General features: G+C 68.6%; 29 protein-coding genes. 20 read left to right on the top strand and 9 right to left on the bottom strand.

Going from position 1 to position 24768, the window contains the following annotated elements:
* Nucleotides 1-285 carry a hypothetical protein gene (locus tag ATSB10_RS01520; protein WP_063670109.1) on the top strand — a complete coding sequence of 95 codons (285 nt, stop codon included), beginning with the start codon at nucleotides 1-3 and terminating at the stop codon, nucleotides 283-285.
* Here the strand turns inward: ATSB10_RS01520 and ATSB10_RS01515 are convergent.
* Both ATSB10_RS01515 and rimO read right to left on the bottom strand, forming a co-directional pair.
* The gene (locus tag ATSB10_RS01515) at nucleotides 282-1157 is read right to left on the bottom strand and encodes a DUF3025 domain-containing protein (RefSeq protein WP_236886468.1); all 876 of its coding nucleotides are present in this window, start codon (nucleotides 1155-1157) and stop codon (nucleotides 282-284) included. The genes ATSB10_RS01520 and ATSB10_RS01515 overlap by 4 nt on opposite strands.
* On the bottom strand, nucleotides 1154-2497 hold the full coding sequence (gene rimO, locus ATSB10_RS01510) for a 30S ribosomal protein S12 methylthiotransferase RimO (protein WP_063670108.1): 1344 nt from the start codon (nucleotides 2495-2497) through the stop codon (nucleotides 1154-1156). Before rimO ends, ATSB10_RS01515 begins: the two co-directional genes overlap by 4 nt.
* A gap of 136 nt (nucleotides 2498-2633) precedes the next feature.
* On the opposite strand from rimO, the gene ATSB10_RS01505 reads away from it, so the two are divergent.
* From ATSB10_RS01505 to pcp, 9 genes are all read left to right on the top strand, one after another.
* Nucleotides 2634-3290 (top strand): dienelactone hydrolase family protein, encoded by a 657-nt coding sequence (locus ATSB10_RS01505; RefSeq protein ID WP_063670107.1) that lies wholly within the window; start codon nucleotides 2634-2636, stop codon nucleotides 3288-3290.
* A 75-nt stretch (nucleotides 3291-3365) separates the two neighbouring features.
* A complete protein-coding gene (locus ATSB10_RS01500) occupies nucleotides 3366-4040 on the top strand; it encodes a dienelactone hydrolase family protein (RefSeq protein ID WP_063670106.1) in 675 nt (224 codons plus the stop codon).
* Nucleotides 4037-4459, top strand: a complete 423-nt coding sequence (locus ATSB10_RS01495; RefSeq protein ID WP_063670105.1) for an HIT domain-containing protein — start codon at nucleotides 4037-4039, stop codon at nucleotides 4457-4459. Before ATSB10_RS01500 ends, ATSB10_RS01495 begins: the two co-directional genes overlap by 4 nt.
* Before the next feature lie 7 nt (nucleotides 4460-4466).
* Nucleotides 4467-5171 (top strand): 5-oxoprolinase subunit PxpB, encoded by a 705-nt coding sequence (gene pxpB, locus ATSB10_RS01490; protein ID WP_063670104.1) that lies wholly within the window; start codon nucleotides 4467-4469, stop codon nucleotides 5169-5171.
* Complete coding sequence (locus ATSB10_RS01485; protein ID WP_063670103.1) at nucleotides 5168-6145, top strand: 5-oxoprolinase subunit C family protein; 978 nt, start codon at nucleotides 5168-5170, stop codon at nucleotides 6143-6145. The genes pxpB and ATSB10_RS01485 overlap by 4 nt, the downstream gene beginning before the upstream one ends.
* The gene (locus ATSB10_RS01480) at nucleotides 6142-6906 is read left to right on the top strand and encodes a LamB/YcsF family protein (protein WP_063670102.1); all 765 of its coding nucleotides are present in this window, start codon (nucleotides 6142-6144) and stop codon (nucleotides 6904-6906) included. The genes ATSB10_RS01485 and ATSB10_RS01480 overlap by 4 nt, the downstream gene beginning before the upstream one ends.
* Nucleotides 6903-7589, top strand: a complete 687-nt coding sequence (locus ATSB10_RS01475; RefSeq protein ID WP_063670101.1) for a DUF969 domain-containing protein — start codon at nucleotides 6903-6905, stop codon at nucleotides 7587-7589. Before ATSB10_RS01480 ends, ATSB10_RS01475 begins: the two co-directional genes overlap by 4 nt.
* A 3-nt stretch (nucleotides 7590-7592) precedes the next feature.
* Nucleotides 7593-8564 (top strand): 5-oxoproline transporter, DUF979 family subunit, encoded by a 972-nt coding sequence (locus tag ATSB10_RS01470; RefSeq protein WP_063670100.1) that lies wholly within the window; start codon nucleotides 7593-7595, stop codon nucleotides 8562-8564.
* A gap of 20 nt (nucleotides 8565-8584) precedes the next feature.
* Nucleotides 8585-9238, top strand: a complete 654-nt coding sequence (gene pcp, locus ATSB10_RS01465; RefSeq protein ID WP_063670099.1) for a pyroglutamyl-peptidase I — start codon at nucleotides 8585-8587, stop codon at nucleotides 9236-9238.
* A gap of 24 nt (nucleotides 9239-9262) precedes the next feature.
* Here the strand turns inward: pcp and ATSB10_RS01460 are convergent, their stop codons facing one another.
* From ATSB10_RS01460 to apbC, 4 genes are all read right to left on the bottom strand, one after another.
* On the bottom strand, nucleotides 9263-9760 hold the full coding sequence (locus ATSB10_RS01460) for a hypothetical protein (RefSeq protein ID WP_063670098.1): 498 nt from the start codon (nucleotides 9758-9760) through the stop codon (nucleotides 9263-9265).
* Nucleotides 9761-9853: 93 nt separating this feature from the next.
* Nucleotides 9854-10420, bottom strand: coding sequence for a dCTP deaminase (gene dcd / locus ATSB10_RS01455; protein ID WP_017460385.1), 567 nt, complete (start codon nucleotides 10418-10420; stop codon nucleotides 9854-9856).
* 103 nt (nucleotides 10421-10523) lie between these two features.
* A complete protein-coding gene (locus tag ATSB10_RS01450) occupies nucleotides 10524-11072 on the bottom strand; it encodes an NADPH-dependent FMN reductase (protein WP_063670097.1) in 549 nt (182 codons plus the stop codon).
* Nucleotides 11069-12163 carry an iron-sulfur cluster carrier protein ApbC gene (gene apbC, locus ATSB10_RS01445; RefSeq protein WP_063670096.1) on the bottom strand — a complete coding sequence of 365 codons (1095 nt, stop codon included), beginning with the start codon at nucleotides 12161-12163 and terminating at the stop codon, nucleotides 11069-11071. Before apbC ends, ATSB10_RS01450 begins: the two co-directional genes overlap by 4 nt.
* Before the next feature lie 170 nt (nucleotides 12164-12333).
* Between apbC and ATSB10_RS01440 the strand changes: the two genes are divergently transcribed.
* From ATSB10_RS01440 to nth, 4 genes are all read left to right on the top strand, one after another.
* The gene (locus ATSB10_RS01440; protein WP_063670095.1) at nucleotides 12334-12798 is read left to right on the top strand and encodes a DUF2147 domain-containing protein; all 465 of its coding nucleotides are present in this window, start codon (nucleotides 12334-12336) and stop codon (nucleotides 12796-12798) included.
* 126 nt (nucleotides 12799-12924) lie between these two features.
* The gene (metG, locus tag ATSB10_RS01435; protein WP_063670094.1) at nucleotides 12925-15024 is read left to right on the top strand and encodes a methionine--tRNA ligase; all 2100 of its coding nucleotides are present in this window, start codon (nucleotides 12925-12927) and stop codon (nucleotides 15022-15024) included.
* A 10-nt stretch (nucleotides 15025-15034) separates the two neighbouring features.
* Entirely contained in the window at nucleotides 15035-15640 is a 606-nt protein-coding gene (locus tag ATSB10_RS01430; protein ID WP_063670093.1) for an RnfABCDGE type electron transport complex subunit B, read from the top strand.
* 121 nt (nucleotides 15641-15761) lie between these two features.
* Entirely contained in the window at nucleotides 15762-16397 is a 636-nt protein-coding gene (gene nth / locus ATSB10_RS01425) for an endonuclease III (RefSeq protein ID WP_063674290.1), read from the top strand.
* Nucleotides 16398-16630: 233 nt separating this feature from the next.
* Here nth and ATSB10_RS01420 read toward each other — a convergent pair whose 3' ends face one another.
* On the bottom strand, nucleotides 16631-17899 hold the full coding sequence (locus ATSB10_RS01420; protein WP_063670092.1) for a porin: 1269 nt from the start codon (nucleotides 17897-17899) through the stop codon (nucleotides 16631-16633).
* 212 nt (nucleotides 17900-18111) lie between these two features.
* Here ATSB10_RS01420 and rnt point away from each other — a divergent pair, with 212 nt between their 5' ends.
* The 6 genes from rnt to phoU all read left to right on the top strand — a co-directional run bounded on the left by rnt (nucleotide 18112) and on the right by phoU (nucleotide 23542).
* Nucleotides 18112-18771 carry a ribonuclease T gene (rnt, locus tag ATSB10_RS01415; protein ID WP_063670091.1) on the top strand — a complete coding sequence of 220 codons (660 nt, stop codon included), beginning with the start codon at nucleotides 18112-18114 and terminating at the stop codon, nucleotides 18769-18771.
* Nucleotides 18772-18892: 121 nt separating this feature from the next.
* A complete protein-coding gene (gene pstS, locus ATSB10_RS01410) occupies nucleotides 18893-19915 on the top strand; it encodes a phosphate ABC transporter substrate-binding protein PstS (protein WP_205631083.1) in 1023 nt (340 codons plus the stop codon).
* A gap of 149 nt (nucleotides 19916-20064) precedes the next feature.
* Entirely contained in the window at nucleotides 20065-21084 is a 1020-nt protein-coding gene (gene pstC, locus ATSB10_RS01405) for a phosphate ABC transporter permease subunit PstC (protein ID WP_063670089.1), read from the top strand.
* Nucleotides 21084-21950 (top strand): phosphate ABC transporter permease PstA, encoded by an 867-nt coding sequence (gene pstA, locus ATSB10_RS01400; RefSeq protein WP_063670088.1) that lies wholly within the window; start codon nucleotides 21084-21086, stop codon nucleotides 21948-21950. Before pstC ends, pstA begins: the two co-directional genes overlap by 1 nt.
* On the top strand, nucleotides 21943-22758 hold the full coding sequence (gene pstB / locus ATSB10_RS01395; RefSeq protein WP_063670087.1) for a phosphate ABC transporter ATP-binding protein PstB: 816 nt from the start codon (nucleotides 21943-21945) through the stop codon (nucleotides 22756-22758). The genes pstA and pstB overlap by 8 nt, the downstream gene beginning before the upstream one ends.
* A 61-nt stretch (nucleotides 22759-22819) precedes the next feature.
* On the top strand, nucleotides 22820-23542 hold the full coding sequence (phoU, locus tag ATSB10_RS01390; RefSeq protein WP_063670086.1) for a phosphate signaling complex protein PhoU: 723 nt from the start codon (nucleotides 22820-22822) through the stop codon (nucleotides 23540-23542).
* A gap of 212 nt (nucleotides 23543-23754) precedes the next feature.
* Here phoU and ATSB10_RS01385 read toward each other — a convergent pair whose 3' ends face one another.
* Both ATSB10_RS01385 and rlmB read right to left on the bottom strand, forming a co-directional pair.
* Complete coding sequence (locus ATSB10_RS01385) at nucleotides 23755-24021, bottom strand: CBU_0592 family membrane protein (RefSeq protein ID WP_063670085.1); 267 nt, start codon at nucleotides 24019-24021, stop codon at nucleotides 23755-23757.
* Nucleotides 24018-24764 (bottom strand): 23S rRNA (guanosine(2251)-2'-O)-methyltransferase RlmB, encoded by a 747-nt coding sequence (gene rlmB, locus ATSB10_RS01380; RefSeq protein ID WP_063670084.1) that lies wholly within the window; start codon nucleotides 24762-24764, stop codon nucleotides 24018-24020. Before rlmB ends, ATSB10_RS01385 begins: the two co-directional genes overlap by 4 nt.
* Between the last annotated feature and the right edge of the window lie 4 nt (nucleotides 24765-24768).

The raw sequence follows: 24768 nt of genomic DNA, 5'->3' as shown, positions 1-24768 counted from the left end.
ATGAAAGCCTTTCGTCATGTCAGCGCGATCGCACCGCTACTCATGTCCCTGGCCGCACTGGCCATCGTGCTCGGTTACCTGGCCCTGTCCGGACCGGTGCGCCAGCCGGACGAGGGCGCCGCCGCCCACCTGTTCCAGTTGCTGATCGTCGGCCAGCTGCCCTTCGTGGCGTATTTCGCCTTCCGCTGGATGCCGAAGGCGCCGGCCCGCGGCCTGGGCGTGCTGGGGCTGCAGGTGCTCGCGGCGAGCGTGGCGATCCTTCCGGTCGCGCTGTTCCAGCTCTAGGCCGATACGCCCGTCCCTGGACGAGCCCACGCTCCCATCGGTCCGGCCATATCCGGAAGCATCCGCGGCGGCGGATAGCCACGGCCTTCGCGCCGCGGCTGGTAGCAGGGCGTGCTGCGATGAAAGGTCTCGTCGCCGTTGTGCGGATGCCAACCCGGGATGCCCGAGAGCGGCAGCGGACGCAGCTCCAGCGGATCGAGCAGCAGGTCGGCGCGCGCGACGCCCGCGGCCAGGTCGGCAACGATCGGCGCCCACGGCGCATCCGCATCGGCCGCCACCACCAACGCCTTGCCAACCAGCAGCTTGCCGGGCGTGAGGGCGTGCTCCAGCAGGGCATGGCCGAACACGGCAGCGTCGATGCGCCCGTCCCTCCAGGCGGCGCGCTCGCGCCAGAACAGGCCGTGCCAGTCGTGTGCGTCCCAAAGCGCCAGCAACGCGGGATCGGTCACGCGCACGATCACCCCGGCCTCGTCGAAATGGGTCATCGCGCATTGCGGGCGCGACCGCTCGCGCGGGCCCATGCGGGCGATCTCCTCGACCTGGCGCTGATTCAGCGCCTGCTTGAGCCGCGGGTAGCGCAGCCACACCAGCGCGTTGAACAGGTCGTGCCAGTTGCGCTCGCGGGTGGCGACGATGCCGCGTTCGGCGATGCGCTGCTCGTAATGCAGGCCGTCGTCGAGCAGGGCGCGGTCCTGCGCGGCGAAGTGCGGGATCGCATCATGGCAACGCCGCGAATTCAGGGCATCGATGCCCGGCCAATCGGCACCCTGCAGCAGCCCGGCATACTCGCTCCACGCGATGAGCGGCGGCATCGCGAACACGGCCGGATCGACCGCCTCGCGCGCCGGGGCGACATAGCGCTGCCGCTTCACACCACCGGCAGCACGGGTTGCGCCAGGCGCGCGTGCAGGTCGTGCTCGCTGGCCGACTCCACCACCACCTGCACGAACTGGCCGGGCTTGAGCTGCTGGCCGTCGGCGATCAGCACGGTGCCGTCGATCTCCGGCGCATCGGCCGCCGAGCGCGCCACCGCACCGGCCTCGTTCACCTCGTCGACCAGCACCTGGATGGTGCGGCCGACCTTGCGCTGCAGCTTGGCGGCGGAGATCTCCGCCTGCACCGCCATGAACTGCTCCAGGCGATCTTCCTTCAGCTCCTCGGACACAGGGTCGGGCAGCTCGTTGGCCTTGGCACCCTCCACCGGCGAGTAGGTGAAGGCGCCGACGCGATCCAGCTCGGCCTCGCGCAGGAAGTCCAGCAGCTCCTCGAACTCGGCGTCGGTCTCGCCGGGGAAGCCGACGATGAAGGTGCTGCGGATCGTCAGGTCCGGCACCGCCTTGCGCCAGTTCTTCACCCGCTCCAGCGTCTTGTCGATGTTGCCCGGGCGCTTCATCAGCTTGAGGATGCGCGGGCTGGCGTGCTGGAACGGGATGTCCAGGTAGGGAAGGATCTTGCCCGCCGCCATCAGCGGCATCAGCTCGTCCACGTGCGGGTACGGGTAGACGTAGTGCAGGCGCGTCCACACGCCGAGCTCGGACAGGCCCTCACAGAGCTCGGTCATCCGCGTGCGGTAGTTCCTGTCGCGCCACAGGTGCTCGGCGTACTTCACGTCCACGCCGTAGGCGCTGGTGTCCTGCGAGATCACCAGCAGCTCCTTCACCCCACCCTTGACCAGCCGCTCGGCCTCGCGCAGCACCTCGTCGACCGGCCGCGAGACCAGGTCGCCGCGCATCGACGGGATGATGCAGAAGCTGCAGCGGTGGTTGCAGCCCTCGGAAATCTTCAGGTACGCGTAGTGCTTCGGAGTGAGCTTGATACCCGTGTCGGGCACAAGATCCAGGAACTTGTTGCGCGACGGCGGCAGCGCCGTGTGCACCGCGCTCATCACGCTGGCGTAGTCCTGCGGACCGCTGATCGACAGCACGTCCGGGTAGGCCTCGCGGATCAGCTCCTCGCGCTTGCCGAGGCAGCCGGTGACGATCACCTTGCCGTTCTCGTGCAGCGCCTCGCCGATCGCGTCCAGCGACTCCTGCACCGCCGCGTCGATGAAGCCGCAGGTGTTCACCACCACCGCGTCGGCCGCGTCGTAGCTGGGCACGATCTCGTAACCCTCCACCTTGAGCTGGGTGAGGATGCGTTCGGAATCGACCAGCGCCTTGGGGCAACCGAGGCTGACAAAACCGATCTTCTGGGAGGTGGACTGGGCGGACATGAGGGTTACCGGGTGGGGCAGCCCGCCATTGTAACGCGACGGTCGCCCCGCGCCTCCGAAAACGGATCCTGCACGTATGCCTGACGCGACAGGTATTAACCTTCTGCCGCTTTCCCCCGTCATCTAAGGAGACCCCATGGGTCGGATGATCGAACTGCCGAGCGCCACACCGATCGGCGCCTACCTCGCCGAACCCGCCGGCACGCCGCGCGGCGGTGTCGTGGTGATCCAGGAAATCTTCGGCGTGAACGCGCACATCCGCGACGTCGCCGACCGCTTCGCCGCCGCCGGCTACTCCGCCATCGCACCGGCGCTGTTCGACCCGGTGAAACCGGGCGTGGAACTAGGCTACGACGCCGATGGCTTGCGCGAGGGCGTGGCGCTGAAGAACCGGATCAGCTTCGAGCGCGCGCTGCAGGACGTGGCCGCGGCGGCCCGGCGCGTGGCCGACGCCGGCAAGGTCGGCACGGTCGGCTTCTGCTGGGGCGGCTCGATCGCCTATGCCGCGGCCATCGAGCTGGCCCTGCCCGGCGTGAGCTACTACGGCGGCAGCAACACCCGCTTCATCGATCGGCCGGCGCGGGCGCCGCTGATCTTCCATTACGGCCTGAAAGACGCCCACATCACCGCCGCCGACCGCGCCGCGGTGGCCGCCGCAAACCCGGACGCGCCCGTATACGAGTACGAGGCAGACCACGGCTTCAACTGCGATCGCCGCAACAGCTTCGACGCGCCCAGCGCGACGATGGCGTGGCAACGCACGCTGGCGTTCCTCGGCGAACACGTGGGCTGATCAGGCGCTGTGCTCGGCCCCGGCGCGTGAAGCGGACTAGACTTGTGGTTTGCCAATCCTCGCGGAGGCGCGCCCATGGGCCAGTCGATCAGCCTCAACACCACCCGCCTGCACTGCATCGGCGCCTACCTCGCCCAGCCGACGGGTAAACCCCGCGGCGGCATCGTGGTGGTGCAGGAGATCTTCGGCGTCAACGCGCACATGCGCGCCGTCACCGACCGCTTCGCCGAGGCCGGCTACACCGCGATCGCGCCGTGCTTCTTCGACCACGTCGAGAGCGGCGTGGAACTGGACTACGACGAAGCCGGCTTCACCCGCGGCCGCACGCTGGTGTCCGAGGTCGACATCGAGCTGGCGGTGGACGATGTGGCCAGCGCGGCCGAGGCGATCGCCTCGGCCGGGCGCATCGGCGTGGTCGGCTTCTGCTGGGGCGGCACGGTGGCGCTGCGCTCGGCACAGCGGCTGGGCCTGCCGGCGGTGAGCTACTACGGTGCGCGCAATCGCGCCTACCTGGACGAGACGCCGAAGGCGCCGGTGATCTTCCACTTCGGCGAGCACGATCCGTCGATCCCGCCGGAGATCGTGCAGCAGCACCGCGAGAAGCTACCGCAGATGACGGTGTACACCTACCCGGCCGGCCACGCCTTCAACCGCGACGTCGATCCGCACGCCTACGATGCCCCCAGCGCGACGCTGGCCTGGCAGCGCACGCTGGATTTCTTCGCCCGCGAACTCGGTGCCACGCCATGAACACGGATTTCACCCTGGACCCCCGCCTGGCCGGCGATTCGGTGCCGGTGATCGAGCTGCCGCTGTGCAGCGTGCGGCTGATGGACGACTCGCGCTTCCCCTGGCTGCTGCTGGTGCCGCGCCGCGCGGCGATGAGCGAGATCCACGAGCTGGACGAGATCGAGCAGGAGCGGCTGTGGCGCGAGATCCGCCTGGCCAGCGACGCGCTGCGCGCGGTCGCGCCGTGCGACAAGCTCAACCTCGGCGCGCTGGGCAACATCGTGCGCCAGTTGCACGTGCACGTGGTCGCGCGCCGCGAGGGCGACGCCGCATGGCCCGGCCCGGTGTGGGGCAGCGGCGCCGCCGAACCGTACGCCGCGCCGGCACGCAAACGCCTCGTCGACGCGTTGCACGGCCAGCTCACCGTCGCGGTCGGCTGAGCCATCGATGGCGCCGATCCGCTTCGAACCGCTGGCCGAAGGCGCCCTCCTGCTGCATTTCGGCGAAGGCATCGACGCAACCACCAGCGACCGCGTGCTGGCCGCGGCCGGGACGCTGGCGCACGCCCTGCCGGAAGTGGAATGCGTGCCGGCCTACGCCAGCCTGCTGCTGCGCTTCGATGCCGGATCGTGGCAAGGCTGCGACGGGCTCGCGCCCCACCTCGCCGTGCGCGACGCCGCGATGGCCGCCCTGGCCTCGCCGCAGGCAGCATCGCCGGACCCGCGCGAAGTGACAGTGCCGGTCTGCTACGGCGGCGACGCCGGCCCCGACCTCGCCGAGGTGGCACGGTTGACCGGGCTGGGGGCCGACGAAGTCGTCGCCCGTCACGCGGCCGGCCACTACCGCGTGGCGATGCTCGGCTTCGCGCCGGGTTTTCCCTACCTGCTGGGCCTGGATCCGTTACTGGCCGTGCCGCGCCGGGCCGATCCGCGCACCCGCGTGCCCGCCGGCAGCGTGGCGATCGGCGGCGCGCAGACCGGCATCTATCCCGACGCCCTGCCCGGCGGCTGGCAGCTGATCGGGCGCACGCCGCTGCGCCTGTTCGACCCGGCCGCGGCCGAGCCGGCGGCGCTTCGGCCCGGCGACCGGGTGCGCTTCGCGCCGATCGACGCCGCGCGCTTCGACGCGCTCCGGGCGGAGTCACGGCCGTGAGCGTGCATGTACTGCGCCCCGGTCTGCTGACCACGCTGCAGGACGCCGGCCGGCCCGGCCACGCGGCGCTCGGCATCGGGCGTGCCGGGGCGGCAGACCCTCCGGCGTGGCGGCTGGCCAACGCACTGGTCGGCAACACCGGCGGCGAAGCCGCGCTGGAGATCACCCTGCAGGGCCCGGCCCTGCGCTTCGACCGCGCGGCGCGGATCGCCCTGACCGGCGCGCCGATCGACGCCCGTGTGGGCGATGACCTGCTCCCGCCCTGGACTGCGGTGGACCTGCCCGCCGGCAGCGTGCTGCGCCTGCGCGCCATGCGCCAGGGCTGCCGCAGTTACCTGGCGGTGCGTGGCGGCTTCGCAGTGCCGCCGGTGCTGGGCAGCCGCAGCGAGGACCTGCACGCGCGGCTCGGGCCGTTCGGCGGGCGCGCGCTGGCCGCCGACGACGTGCTACCGCTGGGCGAGCCCGGCGCCATCGATCCGCCCGAGCATCTGCGCATCCGCCGCTGGGGCGTCGATCCGCAGCCCTGGTTCGATTTCGCGATGGGGCCGCTGGCGCTGCTGCCCGGCAGCCACGCCGGACAGCTCGATGCGAGGTCGCGCGAGCGGCTGTGCGGCGACCGCTTCCGCATCGCCGCCTCCAGCAACCGCACCGGCGCGCGGCTGGAAGGCGGGGCGCTGGCGCTGGCCGCACCGCTGGAGCTGGTGTCCGAGGCCGTGCTGCCCGGCACCGTGCAGTTGCCGCCATCCGGCCAGCCGATCGCCCTGCTGGCCGAGGCGCCGGTCACCGGCGGCTATCCGCGCATCGGCCAGGTCGCCGCCGTCGACCTGCCGACCCTGGCGCAGCGCCGGCCAGGCGACACCGTGCAATTCACAGCGATCACGCTGGACGAGGCGCTGCAGCGGCAGCGCGCGCGCGAGCGCGACCTGCACCGGCTGGTGCAGCGGGTACTCGACCGGGGAGAATCGGAACGATGAAACGCATCGATCTCAACTGCGACCTCGGCGAATCCTTCGGCGCCTGGCGGATGGGCGAGGACAGCGCCCTGCTCGCCCTGGTCAGCTCGGCCAACATCGCCTGCGGCTTCCACGCCGGCGACCCGACCATCATGCAGCGCACGGTGGCCGAGGCGACCGCGCGAGGCGTGGCGATCGGCGCCCACGTCTCGCTGCCCGACCTGCAGGGTTTCGGCCGCCGCGAGATGGCGGTGTCGCCGGCCGAGGTGCACGCGATGACGCTGTACCAGCTCGGCGCCCTGCACGGCTTCGCCCGCGCGGCCGGTGCCGCAGTGGCCCACGTGAAACCGCACGGCGCACTCTACAACATGGCCGCCCGCGACCGCGCGCTGGCCGACGCGATCGCCGACGCGGTGCGCGCGTTCGACCCGTCGCTGCGGCTGTTCGGCCTGGCCGACTCGGCGCTGCTCGACGCCGGGCGGGCGGCGGGGCTGGCGGTGGTGTCCGAGGCCTTCGCCGACCGCCGCTACCGCGCCGACGGTTCACTGCAGCCACGCCGCGAACCGGACGCGGTAATCACCGATGACGCCGAGGCCACCGCGCAGACGCTGCGCATGGCGGTCGATGGCGAGGTCGTTGCGGTGGACGGCAGCACCGTGCGACTGGAAGCGGACACGCTGTGCCTGCACGGCGACGGCGCGCATGCAGTGGCCTTCGCGCGCAGCCTGCGCGCGGCACTGGAACAGGCGGGCCTGCGCATCGTCGCCCCGGGGGTCGCGTGAACGGGTGGCCCCTGCTCGGCGTGGCGGTGATCGCGCTGGGCTTCGTACTGCGCTTCAACCCGGTACTGGTGGTGGTCACCGCGGCAATCACCAGTGGTCTGCTCTCCGGCATGAGCGTGCCCGACCTGCTGACCCTGCTCGGCACCAGCTTTGCCTCCAGCCGCATCCTGCTGATCATCGTGATGACGCTGCCGGCGATCGGCCTGCTCGAACGCGCCGGCCTGCGAGAGCACGCCCGCGCCTGGATGGAGCGTCTGCGTGGCATGACCCTGGCCCGGCTGCTGATCGGCTACCTGCTCGGGCGCCAGCTGCTGTCGATGATCGGCCTGCAGAGCGTGGCCGGGCCGGCGCAGACGGTGCGCCCGCTGCTGGCGCCGATGGCCGAGGCCGCTGCCGCGCGGATCGATCCCGATCTGCCCGAAGACGAGCGCGACCGCCTGCGCGCACTGTGTGCGGCCACCGATAATGTCGGCCTGTTCTTCGGCGAGGATGTGTTCATCGCGCTGGGCGCGGTGCTGCTGATCCAGGGCTTCTACAGCCAGCACGGCATCGAACTGACGCCGCTGTCGATCGCCCTGTGGGCACTGCCGACGGCGATCGCCGCGTTTGTCGTCCACGGCGTGCGGATCGCGCTGTTCCAGCGCCACCTGCGGCGCCGCGTCGCGACCCGGCAGGAGACCTGAGCGATGCTCCGCGTCGAACATGTGCACCTGCTGCTTGCGCTGTTCATGGCCTACGCCGGCTGGCGCAACCTGCGCGAGCGCGAGGCCTGGCGCGGCGCGTTCTGGCTGATCCTGGCCGCGCTGTTCGGCACCGGCGGCGCGGTGCTCGACGCGACGCATGCCGGTCATCCGCTGCCGGCCCGGCTGGCCGGCGCGACGGTGATCGTGCTGGCTCTGATCGCGCCGAAGCTCGGCCACCGGCGGCCGGAGGAGGAGACCACGCCGACGCAGCGCGCGGCATCGGCCGCGCGGCTCGGCCACCGGCTGTTCCTGCCGGCCCTGCTGATTCCACTGGTGACGGTCGGCGTGGCGCTGGGTGGCGCGAAGCTGCAGTGGCACGGCTGGCAGCTGTTCGACCCGGTGCAGATGACCCTCACCGGACTGGCGCTGGCCTGCGTGCTGGCCCTGTTCGCGGCAGCCGCGGTGACCCGCGAGGCGCCGTCGCTGGGCCTGCTGGAAGGCCGCCGCCTGCTCGACACCATGGGCTGGGCCGCGCTGTTGCCGGTGCTGCTGGCCGCGCTGGGCCAGGTGTTCACCCGCAGCGGCGTGGGCGATGCGATCGCCCAACTCACCACCGACTGGCTGCCCGCCGGCAGTGCCATCGCCTGCCTGCTCGCCTACGGGCTGGGCATGGTGGTGTTTACCGTGATCATGGGCAATGCGTTCGCCGCCTTTCCGGTGATGACCGCCGGCATCGGCCTGCCGCTGCTGGTGCATCGCTACGGCGCCAACCCCGCCACGCTCGGCGCGCTGGGCATGCTGTGCGGCTACTGCGGCACCCTGCTCACGCCGATGGCGGCCAACTTCAACCTGGTACCGGCCGCATTGCTGGAACTGCGCTCGCCGTACGGCGTGATCCGTGCCCAGGTGGTCACCGCGCTGGTGCTGCTGGCGGTGAACCTGGCGCTGATGGCGCTGCTGGTATTCCGCCACTGAACCGTCGAGGCCAACCGACCATGACCCGCTCACCGCACATCCTGCTTACCGGCTTCGACCCATTCGGCGGCGAGACGATCAATCCGTCGTGGGAAGCGGTGCGCTCGCTGCACGGCCGCCGGGCAGGAGGCCATCGCATCGTGGCCGTGCAGCTGCCGACCGAGTTCGCCGCCTCGCTGAAGGCCTTGCGGCGGGCGCTGCGCGAGGTGCGCCCGGCGATCGTGCTTGGGGTCGGCCAGGCGGGAGGGCGCAGCCGCCTGTCGATCGAGCGCGTGGCGATCAACGTCAACGACGCGCGCATCCCGGACAACGCCGGCGCGCAGCCGGTGGACGAGCCGGTGGTCGCCGATGGTCCGGCGGCCTACTTCAGCAGCCTGCCGATCAAGGCGATGCTCGCCGCGTTGCGCGAGGCCGGCCTGCCGGCGGAAGTTTCGAACACGGCCGGCACCTACGTCTGCAACCACATCGCCTATGCCATGGCGCACTACACAGCGCGACAGCGTGGTGTGCGCACGGGCTTCGTGCACATTCCCTTCCTGCCGGACCAGGCCGTGACGCATGCGCATGCACCGAGCATGTCGCTGGAGGACGTACGCCGGGGCCTGCTGGTCGCCCTGCGCACCGCGGCGCGCGTCCAAACGGACGCGCGGCTGGCGGCGGGCGCGATCAGCTGAGCCGTCGCGCCCGCGAGGCGGGGCTCAGTAGCCCCGGGTGGCGTCTTCCACGCTCGATCCGGCCGCATCCTTGCCCTTGAGGTGATCATCCATCTTGACCGGACCGTGGTAGTCCTCAAGGCTGCGGGCCTTGGTGTCCTGGGGGTTGATCTCCACCAGCTTGCCATCCTTGTCATAGTAGGCGACGAAACCGTAATCCAGCTGCATGCGTGCCAGATATTGCAGGTGCTCCTTGCGCACCTTGTAGTCGTCGCTGGGAACCAGCAGCACGGTCTTGGGCAGCTTGCCGACTTCCTTCAGATAGGCGAAGTGGCTGCCGGTGTCGAGCGCCGAAAGCACCGCACCGTCGACCAGGAACTGGCCGCCCTTGTACGCCTTGATCACGGTATCGAACTGGCCCTTGGATTCAATCGCGGCCACCTGCTCCTTGGTCGCGCCGCGGTGGCATCCCGCCAGCAGCACGGTGCCGCCGACAAGGACAGCCATCGCCAGCCGGCCGGCGAGGGAAGAAAGACGGGTCATGCGGATCTCCTGCAAGGCATTCATCACAACTGGGTGAGTGTAGCGCCGGTACGGCGCGCGCGATGGGCGACGATCGCCATCGCCAGCGAACATTCAGGTGCGCGGCAGGGTCACGCCCTGCTGGCCCTGGTACTTGCCGCCGCGGTCGCGATAGCTGGTCTCGCACGATTCGTCGGATTCGAAGAACAGCATCTGCGCCACGCCCTCGTTGGCGTAGATCTTGGCCGGCAGCGGCGTGGTGTTGGAGAACTCCAGCGTCACGTGGCCCTCCCACTCCGGCTCCAGCGGCGTGACGTTGACGATGATGCCGCAGCGCGCGTAGGTGCTCTTGCCCAGGCACACCACCAGCACGTCGCGCGGGATGCGGAAGTACTCCACCGTGCGCGCCAGCGCGAACGAGTTCGGCGGGATGATGCACACGTCCGCCTCGACGTCGACGAAGCTGGTCGGATCGAACGCCTTCGGGTCGACGATGGTGGAGTTGATGTTGGTGAAGATCTTGAATTCGCGGGCGCAGCGCACGTCGTAGCCGTAGCTGGAGGTGCCATAGGACACCAGCTTCTCGCCATCGCGCATCTTCACCTGGCCGGGCTCGAACGGCTCGATCATGCCGTGCTGCTCAGCCATCCGGCGGATCCACTTGTCGGGTTTGATGCTCACACGCGCTCCGGTCGTCGGGTAGTGGGCAACCGAAGCATCCGGCTGCCGCAAAGACCCGGAAAAATACCACGCGAACCGGCCCGACAGGCCAGCATCGGGCCGATCAGTCGCTCCCGAGCGCCCGCGCAAGCCGCTTCAGCAGGGCCTCCAGCTCGCCGCGCGGTTGCGGCTGGGCGAGCACGGATGCCCGGTCGCAGCCCGCACCCGGCAAGGGCACGGTGCCGGACGCCGCGTCCAGCAGCTCGGCCGACATGGTTCGCAGGATTTCGCGAAGCGCGTCCTGCGCATGGTGGGATCCGCGCGCCGAGGCGTTGAGCAGGGCCACCGGCTTGCCCGGAAACCGCGGGCAGCCGACCAGCCAGTCGAGCAGGTTCTTGAAGGCGCCGGGCACGCCGTGCGCATATTCCGGACAGGCAATCAGCAGCGCGTCGCTGCCGTCGACGGCAGCACGCAAGCGCGCCACGGTGGGCGGCAGGGGATCCCGCTCGTCATCCGGATTGAACCAGGGCAGCGCGGCGAGACCGTCGTAGAGAACCAGCTCCAGCGAGGCCGGCGCCAGTTCGCGTGCGGCCTCAAGCACCGCCCGGTTCGCCGACACCGCCCGCAGGCTGCCCGCCAGGCACAGCACGCGATGGCGTGCGGCGACCGTCATGCCGACGGCGCGCCCTGCACCACCACCTTGCCCAGGCCCAGCGACTTGTTCCGCGGCTGGCGCGACAGGCGGCCCGCCGCGTTGCGGGCGATCTCGCGATAGCGCGCCGCCAGGTCGGACTCCGGCATCGCCACCACGGTCGGCGTGCCGCCGTCGGCCTGCTCGCGGATGCGGATGTCCAGCGGCAGCGAACCGAGGTAGGCCACGCCGTACTGGTCGGCCATGCGCTGGCCGCCGCCCGCGCCGAAGATGTGCTCCTCGTGGCCGCAGGCCGAGCACACGTGGGTGGCCATGTTCTCCACCACGCCGAGCACCGGCACCTCGACCTTCTCGAACATCTTCAGCGCCTTGCGCGCGTCCAGCAGGGCGATGTCCTGTGGCGTGGTGACGATCACCGCGCCGGCCACCGGCACCTTCTGCGCCAGGGTGAGCTGGATGTCGCCGGTGCCGGGCGGCAGGTCGACCACCAGGTAATCGAGCTGCTCCCAGCGCGAGTCGCCGAGCAGCTGCATCATCGCCTGGGTAACCATCGGTCCGCGCCAGATCATCGGCGTCTCCTCGTCGACCAGGAAGCCGATCGACATCGCCTGCAGGCCATGCGCCTGGAGCGGAATGATGGTCTTGCCGTCGGGCGACTCGGGCTTGCCGGACAGGCCGAGCATGCGCGGCTGGCTGGGGCCGTAGATGTCGGCGTCGAGAATGCCGACCTTGGCCCCTTCCGCGGCCAGCGCCAGCGCCAGGTTCACCGACACGGTGGACTTGCCCACGCCGCCCTTGCCGGAAGCGACCACGATGATGTTCTTCACGTTCGGCAGCGGCGCCAGCTGGCCCTGCACCTTGTGCACCTGCACGCGGCTGCCGACCGACACCGCAGCCGCGGCGATCGCCGGGTGGGCCTCCAGCGCCCGGCGGGCCTGCGCGGCAAGGTCCGCCGTCGCCGAGGCCGCGGGATAGCCGAGCTGGAGATCGACCGACACACGGTCGCCGTCCACCCCGATGGCGCGAACGGATTCGGCCAGGGGGGCGCCCGTGTGGGGGTCGGTAAGCGCGGCGAGCAACTCGCGCACCAGGGCTTCATTTGCCTGCGTCATGGGGGACTGTTTTGGGGGGAAAGAGCGCAATTATGCCAGTCATGCCGGTGTCACCGGCTGCGCTGGATCATGGCCCGACGGCCCCGAGTGGCTCTTGCGCATTGCAGCTTGACGCTCCCCCCGGCCCTCGCCAGTCTCATCGCCATACGCTTTCGTACGGGAGGAAAACCATGACCCTGCTGTCCCGCCTCACCCTCGCCACCGGCCTGCTGCTGATCGCCGGTTCCGCCTTCGCCGCCAGCGACACCCCGGTCGGCACCTGGAAGACCATCGACGACGAGACCCACATGGCCAAGTCGATCGTCGAGATCACCGACCACAACGGCGAGCTGCAGGCACGCATCGTCAAGCTGCTCAACCGCAGCCCCGAGGACATTGCCCGTGACGGCGCCGAGCCGATCTGCAAGAAGTGCGACGGCGATCGGCACAACCAGCCGATCGAGGGCATGAACATCATGTGGGGCGTCAGCAAGGACGACGACGTGTGGGACGGCGGCAAGATCCTCGACCCGAAGACCGGCAAGGTCTACAAGGTGCGCCTGAAGATGCTCGACGGTGGTCAGAAGCTCGACGTGCACGGCTACATCGGCTTCGCCCTGATCGGCCGCTCGCAGGTGTGGGAACGGCAGAACTGACGTTTCCCGCTTCCGCGGAACCCGGAGGCCCGCCACCTGGCGGGCCTTTTGTTTGCGGCATGCGCCGATCGGAGGGTTTGGACGGCCATGCCATAATGTGTGGTCACTTAAGCCAAGCAAGCCGCCATGAGCCGACGCATCCTCGTCACCAACGCCCTGCCCTATGCCAACGGCCCGCTGCACATGGGCCACCTGCTGGGCTACATCCAGGCCGACATCTGGGTGCGGGCGCAGCGCATGGCCGGCAACGAGGCCATCTACGTCTGTGCCGACGACGCGCACGGCACGCCGATCATGCTCGCCGCGGAGAAGGCCGGACTGGCGCCGGAGGACTACATCGCCGGCATCCGCGCCGGCCATGAGGCGGACTTCGCCGCGTTCGGCGTGGACTTCGACCACTACCACACCACCCATTCGGACGAAAACCGCGAACTGGCGACGCTGATCTACACGCGCCTGCGCGACGGCGGCGCCATCGCCCGCCGCGACATCCAGCAGCTGTTCGACCCGGACAAGCAGATGTTCCTGCCGGACCGCTACATCAAGGGCACCTGCCCGGTCTGCAAGACGCCCGACCAGTACGGCGACAACTGCGAGAACTGCGGCGCCACCTACGCGCCGACCGACCTGATCAATCCGTACTCGGTGATGTCCGGCGCCACCCCGGTGCTGCGTGCGTCGGAGCACTACTTCTTCGAGCTGTCGAAGTTCGAGGGCCTGCTGCGCGACTGGTTCGCCGGCAAGTACTCCGGCGGCCAGCCGGTGGCCAACAGCGGTGTGGCGGCCAAGCTGCGCGAGTGGCTGGACGGTGGGCTGAAGGACTGGGACATCTCGCGCGACGCGCCTTACTTCGGCTTCCCGATCCCCGACGCGCCGGGCAAGTTCTTCTATGTCTGGCTGGATGCGCCGGTCGGCTACCTGGCCAGCTTCAAGGCGCTGTGCGAGCGCACCGGCATCGATTTCGACGCCTATCTGGGACCGGACAGCGCCGCCGAGATGCACCACTTCATCGGCAAGGACATCATCAATTTCCACGGCCTGTTCTGGCCGGCGATGCTGCACGGGGCCGGCTTCCGCGTGCCGACCGCGCTGCACGTCAACGGCTACCTCACCGTCAACGGCGCGAAGATGTCCAAGTCGCGCGGCACCTTCATCCAGGCCCGCACCTACCTCGATGTCGGCCTGAACCCGGAGTGTCTGCGCTACTACTTCGCCACCATGCTCGACGACGCCCCGGTGGACGTGGACCTCGACCTCAAGGCCTTCGAGGAGCGCGTCAACTCGCACCTGGTCGGCAAGTGGGTGAACATCGCCAGCCGCACCGCGGGCTTCGTGCACAAGTTCTTCGACGGCCAGCTCGCCGAGCGCTTCGGCAGCACCGAGGCGGAGCTCTGGAACCGGCTGCTCGAGCACTACGACGGCATCGCCGAACTCTACGACCGCGGCCTGTTCGCCGAGGTCACCCGCCGCTTCGTGACCATGGCCGACCTGGTCAACGGCCACATCGCCGCCACCGCTCCGTGGACGCTGGCCAAGGACGAGTCGCGCCGGCTCGAGCTGCACCAGGTGTGCTCGTTCGCGATTGCCGCGTTCCGCCTGCTCGGCGGCCTGCTCAAGCCGATCGTGCCGGCCACGGTGACCGCGGCCGAACAGTTCCTCGCTGCGCCGATCCTCGATTTCGACGGTGCCCGCGCGCCGCTGCACAACCACATCATTTCGCCGTTCGAGCCGCTGCTCGGCCGCCTCGATCCCAAGCAGATCGAGGCGATGGTCGAAGCCTCAAAGGAATCCCTGGCCGCTCCCGCGGCGACCGCTCCCACCCCCAGCAAGACCGAAAAGAAGACCATGACCGAAAGCACCGCCACGCCCGCCACCGACGCTCCGGCCACCGCCCCGACCATCGGCATCGACGATTTCGCCAAGCTCGACCTGCGCGTGGGCAAGGTCACCGTGTGCGAGTTCGTGGAGGGCTCGGACAAGCTGCTGCGCTTCGAACTGGATGCCGGCCCGCTGGGCACCCGGCAGATCTTCTCCGGCATCCGCGCCGCCTACGGCGAGCCGGAGAAACTGGTCGGCCGCAACGTGGTGTTCATCGCCAACCTGGCGCCGCGCAAGATGCGCTTCGGCCTGTCCGAGGGGATGATCCTGTCCGCCGGCGACGGCGGCAGCGACCTGTTCCTGCTCGACGCCGACCAGGGCGCCAAGCCGGGTGCCACCGTCCGCTGACCGTATTGCCGTGGAGACGCTGGCCGAGCGCATCGACGCGATCCTGCCGCAGACCCAGTGCGAGCAGTGCGGTTTCCACGGCTGTCGCCCCTACGCCGAGGCGATCGCCGCCGGTGAGGCGCCGATCAACCGCTGCCCGCCCGGCGGCGCGGCCGGCATTGCCCGGCTGGCGGACCTGCTCGGGCAGCCGGTGCTGCCGCTGGACCCGGCCCACGGCGTGGAAAAGCCGCGCACGCTGGCACGCATCGTCGAGGCCGACTGCATCGGCTGCACCAAGTGCATCCAGGCCTGTCCGGTCGACGCTATCGTCGGCGCGGCCAAGCTGATGCACACCGTGCTGGTCGATGACTGCACCGGCTGCGAGCTGTGCGTGCCGGCCTGCCCGGTCGACTGCATCATGCTCGAACCGATGCCCCTGGCATGGGTGGACCACCCGGAACGCACCAACGCCGCGCGCAGGCACTTCCAGCGCCGCGAGGCGCGACTGGAAGGCGAACGCCTGGCGCACGAGGCCGAGCTGGCCGCGCGCAAGGCCGCCCTGGATGTCACCAGCCAGGCCAATCCGGTCCTGGCCGCACTCGCCCGCGCCCGCATGAAAAGCAACAAGTCGCCATGAAGACGAGCCGCGCCATGTCGTCATTCCAGCGCGCGCTGGAATCCAGTGACTCTCTCACCTCGACGACTTCAAGCCGCTTGGCGGCCACCCTCGCAGACAACGGAGGCGTTCCGCCATGCCCATGAAGCGTGCCGATGTCGTCGAGCTGTTCACCCGCCTGCGCGAACTGAACCCCAGGCCCACCACCGAACTGGACTACACCACGCCGTTCGAACTGCTGGTGGCCGTGGTGCTTTCCGCCCAGGCCACCGACGTCGGCGTGAACAAGGCCACGCGCCGGCTCTACCCGGTCGCCAACACGCCCGAGGCGATCCTCGCACTGGGCGAGGACAGGCTGAAGACCTTCATCTCCACCATCGGCCTGTTCAACGCCAAGGCGAAGAACGTGATCGCGCTGTGCCGGATCCTGGTCGATCAGCACGACAGCGAGGTGCCGCGCGAACGCGCGGCGCTGGAGGCCCTACCCGGCGTCGGTCGCAAGACCGCCAACGTGGTGCTCAACACCGCCTTCGGCGAGCCGACCATCGCGGTGGACACGCACATCTTCCGCGTGGCAAACCGCACCGGACTGGCCCCGGGCAAGGATGTGCGGGCGGTCGAGGACAAGCTGGAGAAAGTGGTGCCGCCCGAGTTCAAACTCGACGCCCACCACTGGCTGATCCTGCACGGCCGCTACGTGTGCAAGGCGCGCAAGCCGGATTGCCCGGACTGCGTGATCCGCGACCTGTGCCGGTTCAAGGACAAGACGCCGGGCTGATCCGCTCCGCCCGGAAAGCCCCGTAGGAGCCCGCTCGCGGGCGATGCTCCTGTGTCGAATCAGAGCGGCAGGCATCGCCCGCGAGCGGGCTCCTACCGGGAGCACATGGCGCTGGCTCGGCGCACAAAAGCAAACGGCGGGCTGCTGCCCGCCGTTTTTCCGTCCCTGGGTCGAACTCCCTTCCGATAACCGGAATGCGACACCGGCATCATGCCGGTGTCGCATGACAGTTTTTAGAACGCCACCTGGCCGAAGATACCCACTTCGTCCGTCTTCACGTTCTGCACGTGCGGCGGAACCGGGGTGCCCACCGACTTGTCGCCCTTCTCGTGCTTGTACACCGCGGCCAGCTGGAAGCCCTTGGTGATGTCGAACTGCACGCCGGCGTTGTAGTAGGTGTCCTTCGCCTTCGGGTCGAGCGTCTTGCTCAGCTTGGCGCTGTCGTAGCGGGCGAACAGCGAGACGCCGTCGGCGACCGCCACGCTGCCCCACACCGAGTAGCCGTCGGCCTTGTCGGTGGAGATCGTGGTCACGTTGTTCCAGTTCTTGGCCGTGAAGTACTCGGCGCCGAAGCGGTAGTTCTTGTCGGCGTAGGCCAGCAGCAGGTCGGCGCGCGAGGCGGTGTTGGTCGAGCCGCCGCCCTGGACTTCCTTGCCGCGATGACCGTCGTAGCCGCCAACGGCGATGACCGCGTTCTCGAACGGGACGAAACCGACGCGGGCCTCGACGTCCACGCCCTTCGAGCGACCCGGGTTCTTGTAGCCGTTGCCGTTGACCACGGACACCGCGTAGTTGACCGTCTTGCCGCCGAAGTCACCCATCGTGTGCAGGCCCCAGTCGGCCGAGTTGGCGTAGTGCAGGCGGTCGGTCAGGGTGTTCTCGACGTAACGGAAGCCGTAGTAGTTCTCGACGAACGGGATCCACGGCATGTCGGCCGAACCGATGCGCAGCTTGAACGCCGGGTCGAAGCTGCCTTCCACGTAGGCCTTCTTCACGAACAGGCTGGTCTGGCCGATGGCGCTGGCGTAGTTGAAGTCGGTGGTCAGGTTGGCCGACCAGACGTCGTCGAACTTGTGGGTCACCGACAGGTAGAAGCGCTTCACGTCGACGCCGGTGCCGCTGGCAGCGGTCTTGCCGGTATCGCTGTTCTTCTGGCTGATGTTGGAGAAGTCGAAGTACATCTTGCCGCCGATGCTGGTGTTGTTCACCAGCTTCTCGAGCTTGGCCAGCGACTTGTCGTTGGAGCCGGTGGCCTGCACCTTCTCGATCGCCTGGCCGGTGCTGACGTTGATCTGCGACTGGGCGTCGGCGCGCTGCTCGAGGTCGTCGAGCTTGGACTGCATGGCGGCGAGCTGGGCCTTCAGGGCCTCGATTTCGGCGTTGGTGGCGGCCGACGTCTGCTCGGCCCTGGCGGTCTTGGTCTTCTGGGCCGGCGCGGCCGAAACAAGGCTGGTGAAGCCGAGGCCGGCAGCGATGGCTACCACGAGCAACTTGGAACGCATGGGAAATCTCCGCTGGATGGATAACGCCACCTCGACCGCGCCCCTGGAAATTCCGTGGTCGGCGAAGCAGGACGTTAAAAGTTTGCGGGCATCCCTTTGCAGTCATGTTGACGGAATGTGACAAAACGAAGTCAGCGGGCCATGGCCGTCATCTTTCCGTATGGTGGCCAGCGGTCACCGGGATGTCGCGCCCCGACTGATATGCTTGTCCGATGGACGACCTCAACAAGAGCCTGGCCACACGCATGGCCGACCGTTTCCGCGGCTTCCTGCCGGTGATCGTGGACGTGGAAACAGGCGGCTTCGACGCCGAGCGCGATGCCCTGCTGGAAATCGCCGCGGTCAACCTGACCATGGACGCGGACGGCTACCTGCGCCCCCTGCCGGCGGTTTCGGCCCACGTCGAGCCCTTCCCGGGTGCCAACCTGGACCCGCGGGCACTGGAAGTCACCGGGATCGATCCGGACAACCCGCTGCGCGGCGCCCTCGCCGAGCGCCTGGCGCTGGATCACATATTCAATGAAGTTCGCCAGGCCATGCGCCACCAGCACTGCCAGCGCGCCGTACTGGTCGGCCATAACGCGGCCTTCGACCTGGGTTTCCTGAACGCCGCGGTGCGCCGGGTCGGACACAAGCGCAACCCGTTCCACCCGTTCAGCTGCTTCGATACGGCCACCCTGAGCGGGCTCGCCTTCGGCCAGACCGTGCTGAGCAAGGCCGTGCTGGCCGCAGGACACGGCTTCGACAGCCGCGAGGCGCATTCGGCGGTCTACGACGCCGAGCGCACCGCCGAGCTGTTCTGCGGCATCATCAACCGCTGGCGCCGGCTGGAAACCTTCGAGCGCGAGCACATCGGCGAAGGGGTGCTGTGACGGCCCGATGACAGGCTGTCACACGCGTGCAACATTGATCTCATTTCATTGCAACACGTCCCCCCTGTAATGGGGAAAGGACGGGCTTACCTCCCGTGTCTTTCCTCCTCAAGGAGCTACCGTGTTGACCTCGACCAAATCCCGTATCGCCCTGATCGCTGCCGCTTCGCTGTTCAGCGTGGCCGCCGCTCAGGCCACCGACATCACCGGTGCCGGTTCCAGCTTCGTCTACCCGGTCCTGACCAAGTGGTCGGCCGCCTATGCCGAGAAGACCGGCAACCAGCTCAACTACCAGTCGGTCGGCTCGGGCGCGGGCATCGCGCAGATCAAGGCCGGCACCATCGACTTCGGCGCCTCCGACGCTCCGCTGAGCGGCGAGGACCTGAAGAAGTTCGGTCTGGGCCAGTTCCCGCTGGTCGTCGGCGGTATCGTGCCGGTGGTCAACATCAACGGCATCCAGGCTGACCAGATCAAGCTCGACGGCCCGACCCTGGCCGACATCTTCATGGGCAAGATCACCAACTGGAACGACCCGAAGATCGCCGCCCTGAACGCTGGCGTGAACCTGCCGGCCGGCAAGATCACCGTCGTGCATCGCTCGGACGGCTCGGGCACCACCTACAACTTCACCAACTACCTGACCAAGGTCAGCCCGGCATGGGCCGGCAAGGTCAAGTTCGGCACCTCCGTCGACTGGCCGACCGGCGTGGGCGGCAAGGGCAACGAAGGCGTGTCGCAGTACGTGCGCCAGATCAAGGGTGCGATCGGCTACGTCGAGTACGCCTACGCGCTGAAGAACAAGATCAGCTGGGTCGACATGAAGAACGCCGCCGGTGAGGTGGTCAAGCCGAGCGCCGACAGCTTCGCCGCCGCCGCCGCCACCGCCGACTGGGCACACGCCAAGGACTTCAACCTGGTCATGACCAACGCTCCGGGTCAGACCGCGTGGCCGATCACCGCCACCACCTGGGCGATCATGTACAAGCAGCCGAAGAATGCCGAGCACACCAAGGTGGCGTTCGACTTCTTCAAGTGGTCCTACGAGAACGGCCAGCCGCAGGCCGCCTCGCTCGACTACGTGCCGCTGCCGCCGTCGCTGGTCAAGCAGATCGAAGCCTACTGGGCCTCGGAGTTCCAGAAGTAAGATGGTCTTCCCGGAGAGGGTGGTATCACGATGACCACCCTTTCCGTCGGAGGACAGCCGAACAGCCGCCCCGGAGGACCAGGGGCGGCTTTTCTTTGAAGGCGCCGGTATCCTTGCGCCCTTGAGTTACCCAGAGGACGGCCCGTTCCATGTCCAGTGCCCCCGACGCCCTCGCGATCCGCGATACCGGCGACCAGCGCAATCATCGCGATGCGCGCAACGACCGCTGGTTCCGCTGGCTGCTCATGGCCTGCGCGCTGCTGGTGCTCGCCTCGCTGCTCGGCGCCGCCGGCGCGACCCTGTGGGGGGGCCGGCATGCCTTCGGCACCTTCGGCTGGCACTTCCTCACCAGTTCCGCCTGGGATCCGGGCAACGACGTCTACGGCGCGCTGGTCCCGGTCTACGGCACCATCGCCACCTCGATCATCGCCCTGATCATCGCCGTGCCGATCAGCTTCGGCATCGCGCTGTACCTGTCCGAGGTCGCGCCGCCCTGGCTGCGTACCCCGGTCGCCTCGGCGATCGAGCTTCTGGCCGGCATCCCGTCGATCATCTACGGCATGTGGGGCCTGTTCATCTTCGCGCCGTTCTTCTCCGCGCACATCAAGCCCTGGCTGACCAGCTACCTGGGCGACAGCCCAGACGACGGCAAGGTGTCCTGGGTGGCGGCGCACGTGCCTTTCATCGGCAAGCTGTTCGCCAGCAACTACCCGTTCGGCGCCAGCGTGCTGACCGCAGGCATCGTGCTGGCGATCATGATCATCCCGTTCATCTCCTCGGTGATGCGCGAGGTGTTCCAGACCGTGCCCACGCGCCTGAAGGAGTCGGCCTATGCGCTGGGCTCGAGCACCTGGGAAGTGGTCTGGGACATCGTGCTGCCGTACACCCGCTCGGCGGTGATCGGTGGCGTGTTCCTCGGCCTCGGCCGCGCTCTGGGCGAGACCATGGCGGTGACCTTCGTGCTGGGCAACGCGATGAACCTGTCCGCCTCGCTGCTGGATCCGGGCGCCTCGATCGCGTCGACCATCGCCAACCAGTTCAGCGAGGCGGTGGGCCTGCAGAAGTCCACCCTGATGGCGCTGGCCTTCCTGCTGTTCGTGGTCACATTCTTCGTGCTGTTGATCGCGCGCCTGATGCTGCGCCAGCTGAAGAAGCGGGAGGGCGTGTGATGAATGCCCTATACCTTCGACGCCGCCTCACCAACTGGCTCGCGCTCGGCTTGAGCGTGTTCGCCACCCTGATCGGCCTGGGCTTCCTGGCCTGGATCCTGTGGGAAACCCTGCGCCAGGGCATCAGCGCGCTGGACCTGAAGCTGTTCACCAAGATCACCGCCTACGGCGCCGATGGCGGCCTGTCCAACGCCATGGTCGGCAGCCTGATCATCAACTTCATCGGCATCGCCATCGCCACCCCGATCGGCGTGTTGGCCGGCACCTGGCTGGCCGAGTATGCCAACCGCACCAAACTCGGCGAGACGATCCGCTTCCTCAACGACATCCTGCTGTCGGCGCCGTCGATCGTGATGGGCCTGTTCGTCTATACGATCGTGGTGCTGCCCAGCACCGCGCTGACCCACGGCAACACCACCTTCTCCGGCTTTGCCGGCGGCGTGGCGCTGGCACTGATCGCCCTGCCGGTGATCGTGCGCACCACCGACGAGATGCTGCGCCTGGTGCCCTCCACGCTGCGCGAGGCGGCGCTGTCGCTGGGCGTGCCGCAATGGAAGCTGACCCTGCAGATCCTGATCCGCGCGGCGCGTTCGGGCATCATCACCGGTGTGCTGCTGGCGCTGGCTCGTATCAGCGGCGAAACCGCACCGCTGCTGTTCACCGCGTTCGGCAACAACTTCATGGTGCTGAGCCCGATGAGCAAGATGGCCAGCCTGCCGCAGATCATCTACCAGTACGCGAACGACCCGGGCGACGCGATGCACGCGCTGGCCTGGGCCGGCGCCTTCGTGGTGACCATGTTCGTGCTGCTGCTGAGCCTCGCTTCCCGCCTGGTCCTTTCCCGCAACAAGGTGTCCCATGACTGAGTCCGCCGCCGCCGGCCTCCACCCGCAGCCCGCGGCCAGCCCCGAGGCCGTCGCGCCGACCAAGATCCAGGTCAACGACCTGCACTTCTACTACAACGGGTTCCATGCGCTGAAAGGCATCAGCATGGCGATCCCGGAGAAGAAGGTGACGGCCATCATCGGCCCGTCCGGCTGCGGCAAGTCCACCCTGCTGCGCATCTTCAACCGCATCTACGCGATCTACCCGAAGCTGGAAGCGCGCGGCGAGGTGATCCTGGACGGCGAGAACGTGCTCGACGCCCGGTACTCCATGAACCGCCTGCGCAGCAAGGTCGGTATGGTGTTCCAGAAGCCGGTGCCGTTCCCGATGACGATCTTCGAGAACGTCGCCTACGGCATCCGCCATCACGAGAAGCTGTCTCGTGCCGACATGGACGTGCGCGTGGAGAAGGCCCTGCGCGACGCGGCGCTCTGGGACGAGGTGAAGGACAAGCTCAAGCAGAACGCGCTCGGCCTGTCCGGCGGCCAGCAGCAACGCCTGTGCATTGCCCGCGCCATCGCGCTGCGCCCCGAGGTGCTGCTGCTGGACGAGCCGACCTCGGCGCTGGACCCAATCGCCACCGGCCGCATCGAGCAGCTGGTGGAAGAGCTCAAGAGCCAGTTCACCATCGTCATCGTCACCCACAACATGCAGCAGGCGGCGCGCTGTTCGGACCTCACCGCGTTCATGTACATGGGCGAGCTGATCGAATTCGACGGCACCGAGAAGATCTTCACCAAGCCGAGCAAGAAGCAGACCGAGGACTACATCACCGGCCGCTTCGGCTGATCCGGCTGAGCCGTCCCCGCGTTCCACCCGTTCCACGCATCCCAGACAGGCAGGTATCGACATGAGCAGCGGCAGCGAGCACATCATCAAGAGCTACGACAGCGAACTGGCCCGCCTCACCGGCGAGATCGTGCGCATGGGCGAGCTGTCGGTGACCCAGCTGGAGTCGGCGATCGACGTGATCGCCCGCCGCGACGAGCGCGCCGCCCAGCGCGTGGTGGCCAACGACGACGCGATCGACCAGCTCGAGCAGGAAATCAGCCACGACGTGGTGCGCCTGCTGGCCCTGCGTGCGCCGATGGCCGGCGACCTGCGCAATGTGTTCGCCGCCCTGCGCATCGCCGCCGACATCGAGCGCATCGGCGACTACGCCGCCAACGTGGCCAAACGCTCGATCCCGCTGTCGATGGTCGCCCCGGTCTCGCCGACCAAGGGCCTGGACTACCTGGCCAAGCTGGCCGCCGCGGAGGTCCGCGAAGTGCTGGTGGCCTACCGCGACCAGGACGCCGAGCACGCCTACCAGGTGTGGAAGAGCGACGCCGAGCTGGACGAGGCCTACACCGGCTACTTCCGCCAGCTGCTCACCTACATGATGGAAGACCCGCGCAACATCACGCCGTGCACGCACCTCTTGTTCATGGCCAAGAACATCGAGCGCATCGGCGACCATGCCACCAACATCGCCGAGAGCATCTGGTTCCAGGTGCATGGCGAGACGCTGGACAAGCAGCGCGTGAAGCGCGACTTCACCTCCAGCCCGGAGCTGACCAAGCTCGGCGAGTAGGAGCGCACCCTGTGCGCGATGCCCTCGGGCCCAGGAAGGACATCCGGTGGTCGCGCACAGGGTGCGCTCCTACCGCTCGTTCCGGGCAGCGGTGATCGAGGCCCGGCCAGCCCCAGGACGGCCCCGCGCGCGGGGCCGTCTTCATTTGAGCCTTCCGAGGATATGGAATTCGCCGGCCATCCAGCGGCGGAACGCTCCGCCGCCCCAGCGATTCAGCCACCCATCCGCCGCAGCCGCACGCCGCGCACGATGCCGTAGATGCCGATGGCGATCCAGGCCAGCTCGAGCAGAAACGCCGACCAGTTGAAGCTGCCGAACACCAGCGACACCAGCACGCCGAGCGCACCGGCGATGTTCATCAACTGGTAGGCCAGCCGGTTGCCGTGCAACTTGTGGGCCTGCAGCAGGAAGTAGGCCAGCAGGATCAGCAGAACCCCGGCAAAACCCACCAAGTCGTACCAGTGCAGTCCCGTCGTCATCGTTTCGCACTCCGCTGCCTGAGGGCCTCGAACAGCACCACGCCGGTGGCGACGGAGACGTTGAGGCTCTCCATCGCGCCCGGCATCGGGATCTTCGCCACGAAATCGCACAGCTCGCGGGTCAGCCGGCGCATGCCTTCGCCTTCGCTGCCCAGCACCAGCGCCACCGGCCCCTTCAGGTCGATGCCGTAGATCGAGTCGTCGGTGTCGCCGGCCATGCCGGTGATCCACACGCCGGCATCCTTCAGCTCGCGCAGGGTGCGCGCCAGGTTGGTCACCGCGATCAGCGGCACGCGATCGGCACCGCCGGCCGAGGCCCGGCGGACCACCGGGGTCAGGCCCACCGCGCGGTCCTTCGGCACGATCACCGCGGTGACCCTGGCCGCCGCGGCGCTGCGCAGGCAGGCGCCGAGGTTGTGCGGATCGGTCACGCCGTCGAGCACCAGCACCAGCGTGTCGGCGCCATCACGCTCGAGCAGCGCCGGCAGGTCGCCCTCGTGCGCCATCGGCGGCGGCTCGTAAAGCGCTACCACGCCCTGGTGGCGCGCCTCGCCGGACAGCTTGTCCAGTTGCTCGCGCGGCCGGTGATGCACGGGAATCTTCAGCGCCTTGGCCCGCTCGGCCAGCGCTTGCACGCGCGCGTTGCGCTGGCCCTGTTCGACCAGCAGTTCGCGCACCTGCCCGGCATCGTTGCTGAGGGCACCTTCCACCGGGTTGATGCCGACGATCCAGCTTTCGCTCATCTAC

It is taken from the genome of Dyella thiooxydans (assembly GCF_001641285.1).
In the GTDB taxonomy this organism is placed as follows: domain Bacteria; phylum Pseudomonadota; class Gammaproteobacteria; order Xanthomonadales; family Rhodanobacteraceae; genus Dyella_A; species Dyella_A thiooxydans.
This window is presented reverse-complemented; position numbering and strand designations above follow the sequence as displayed.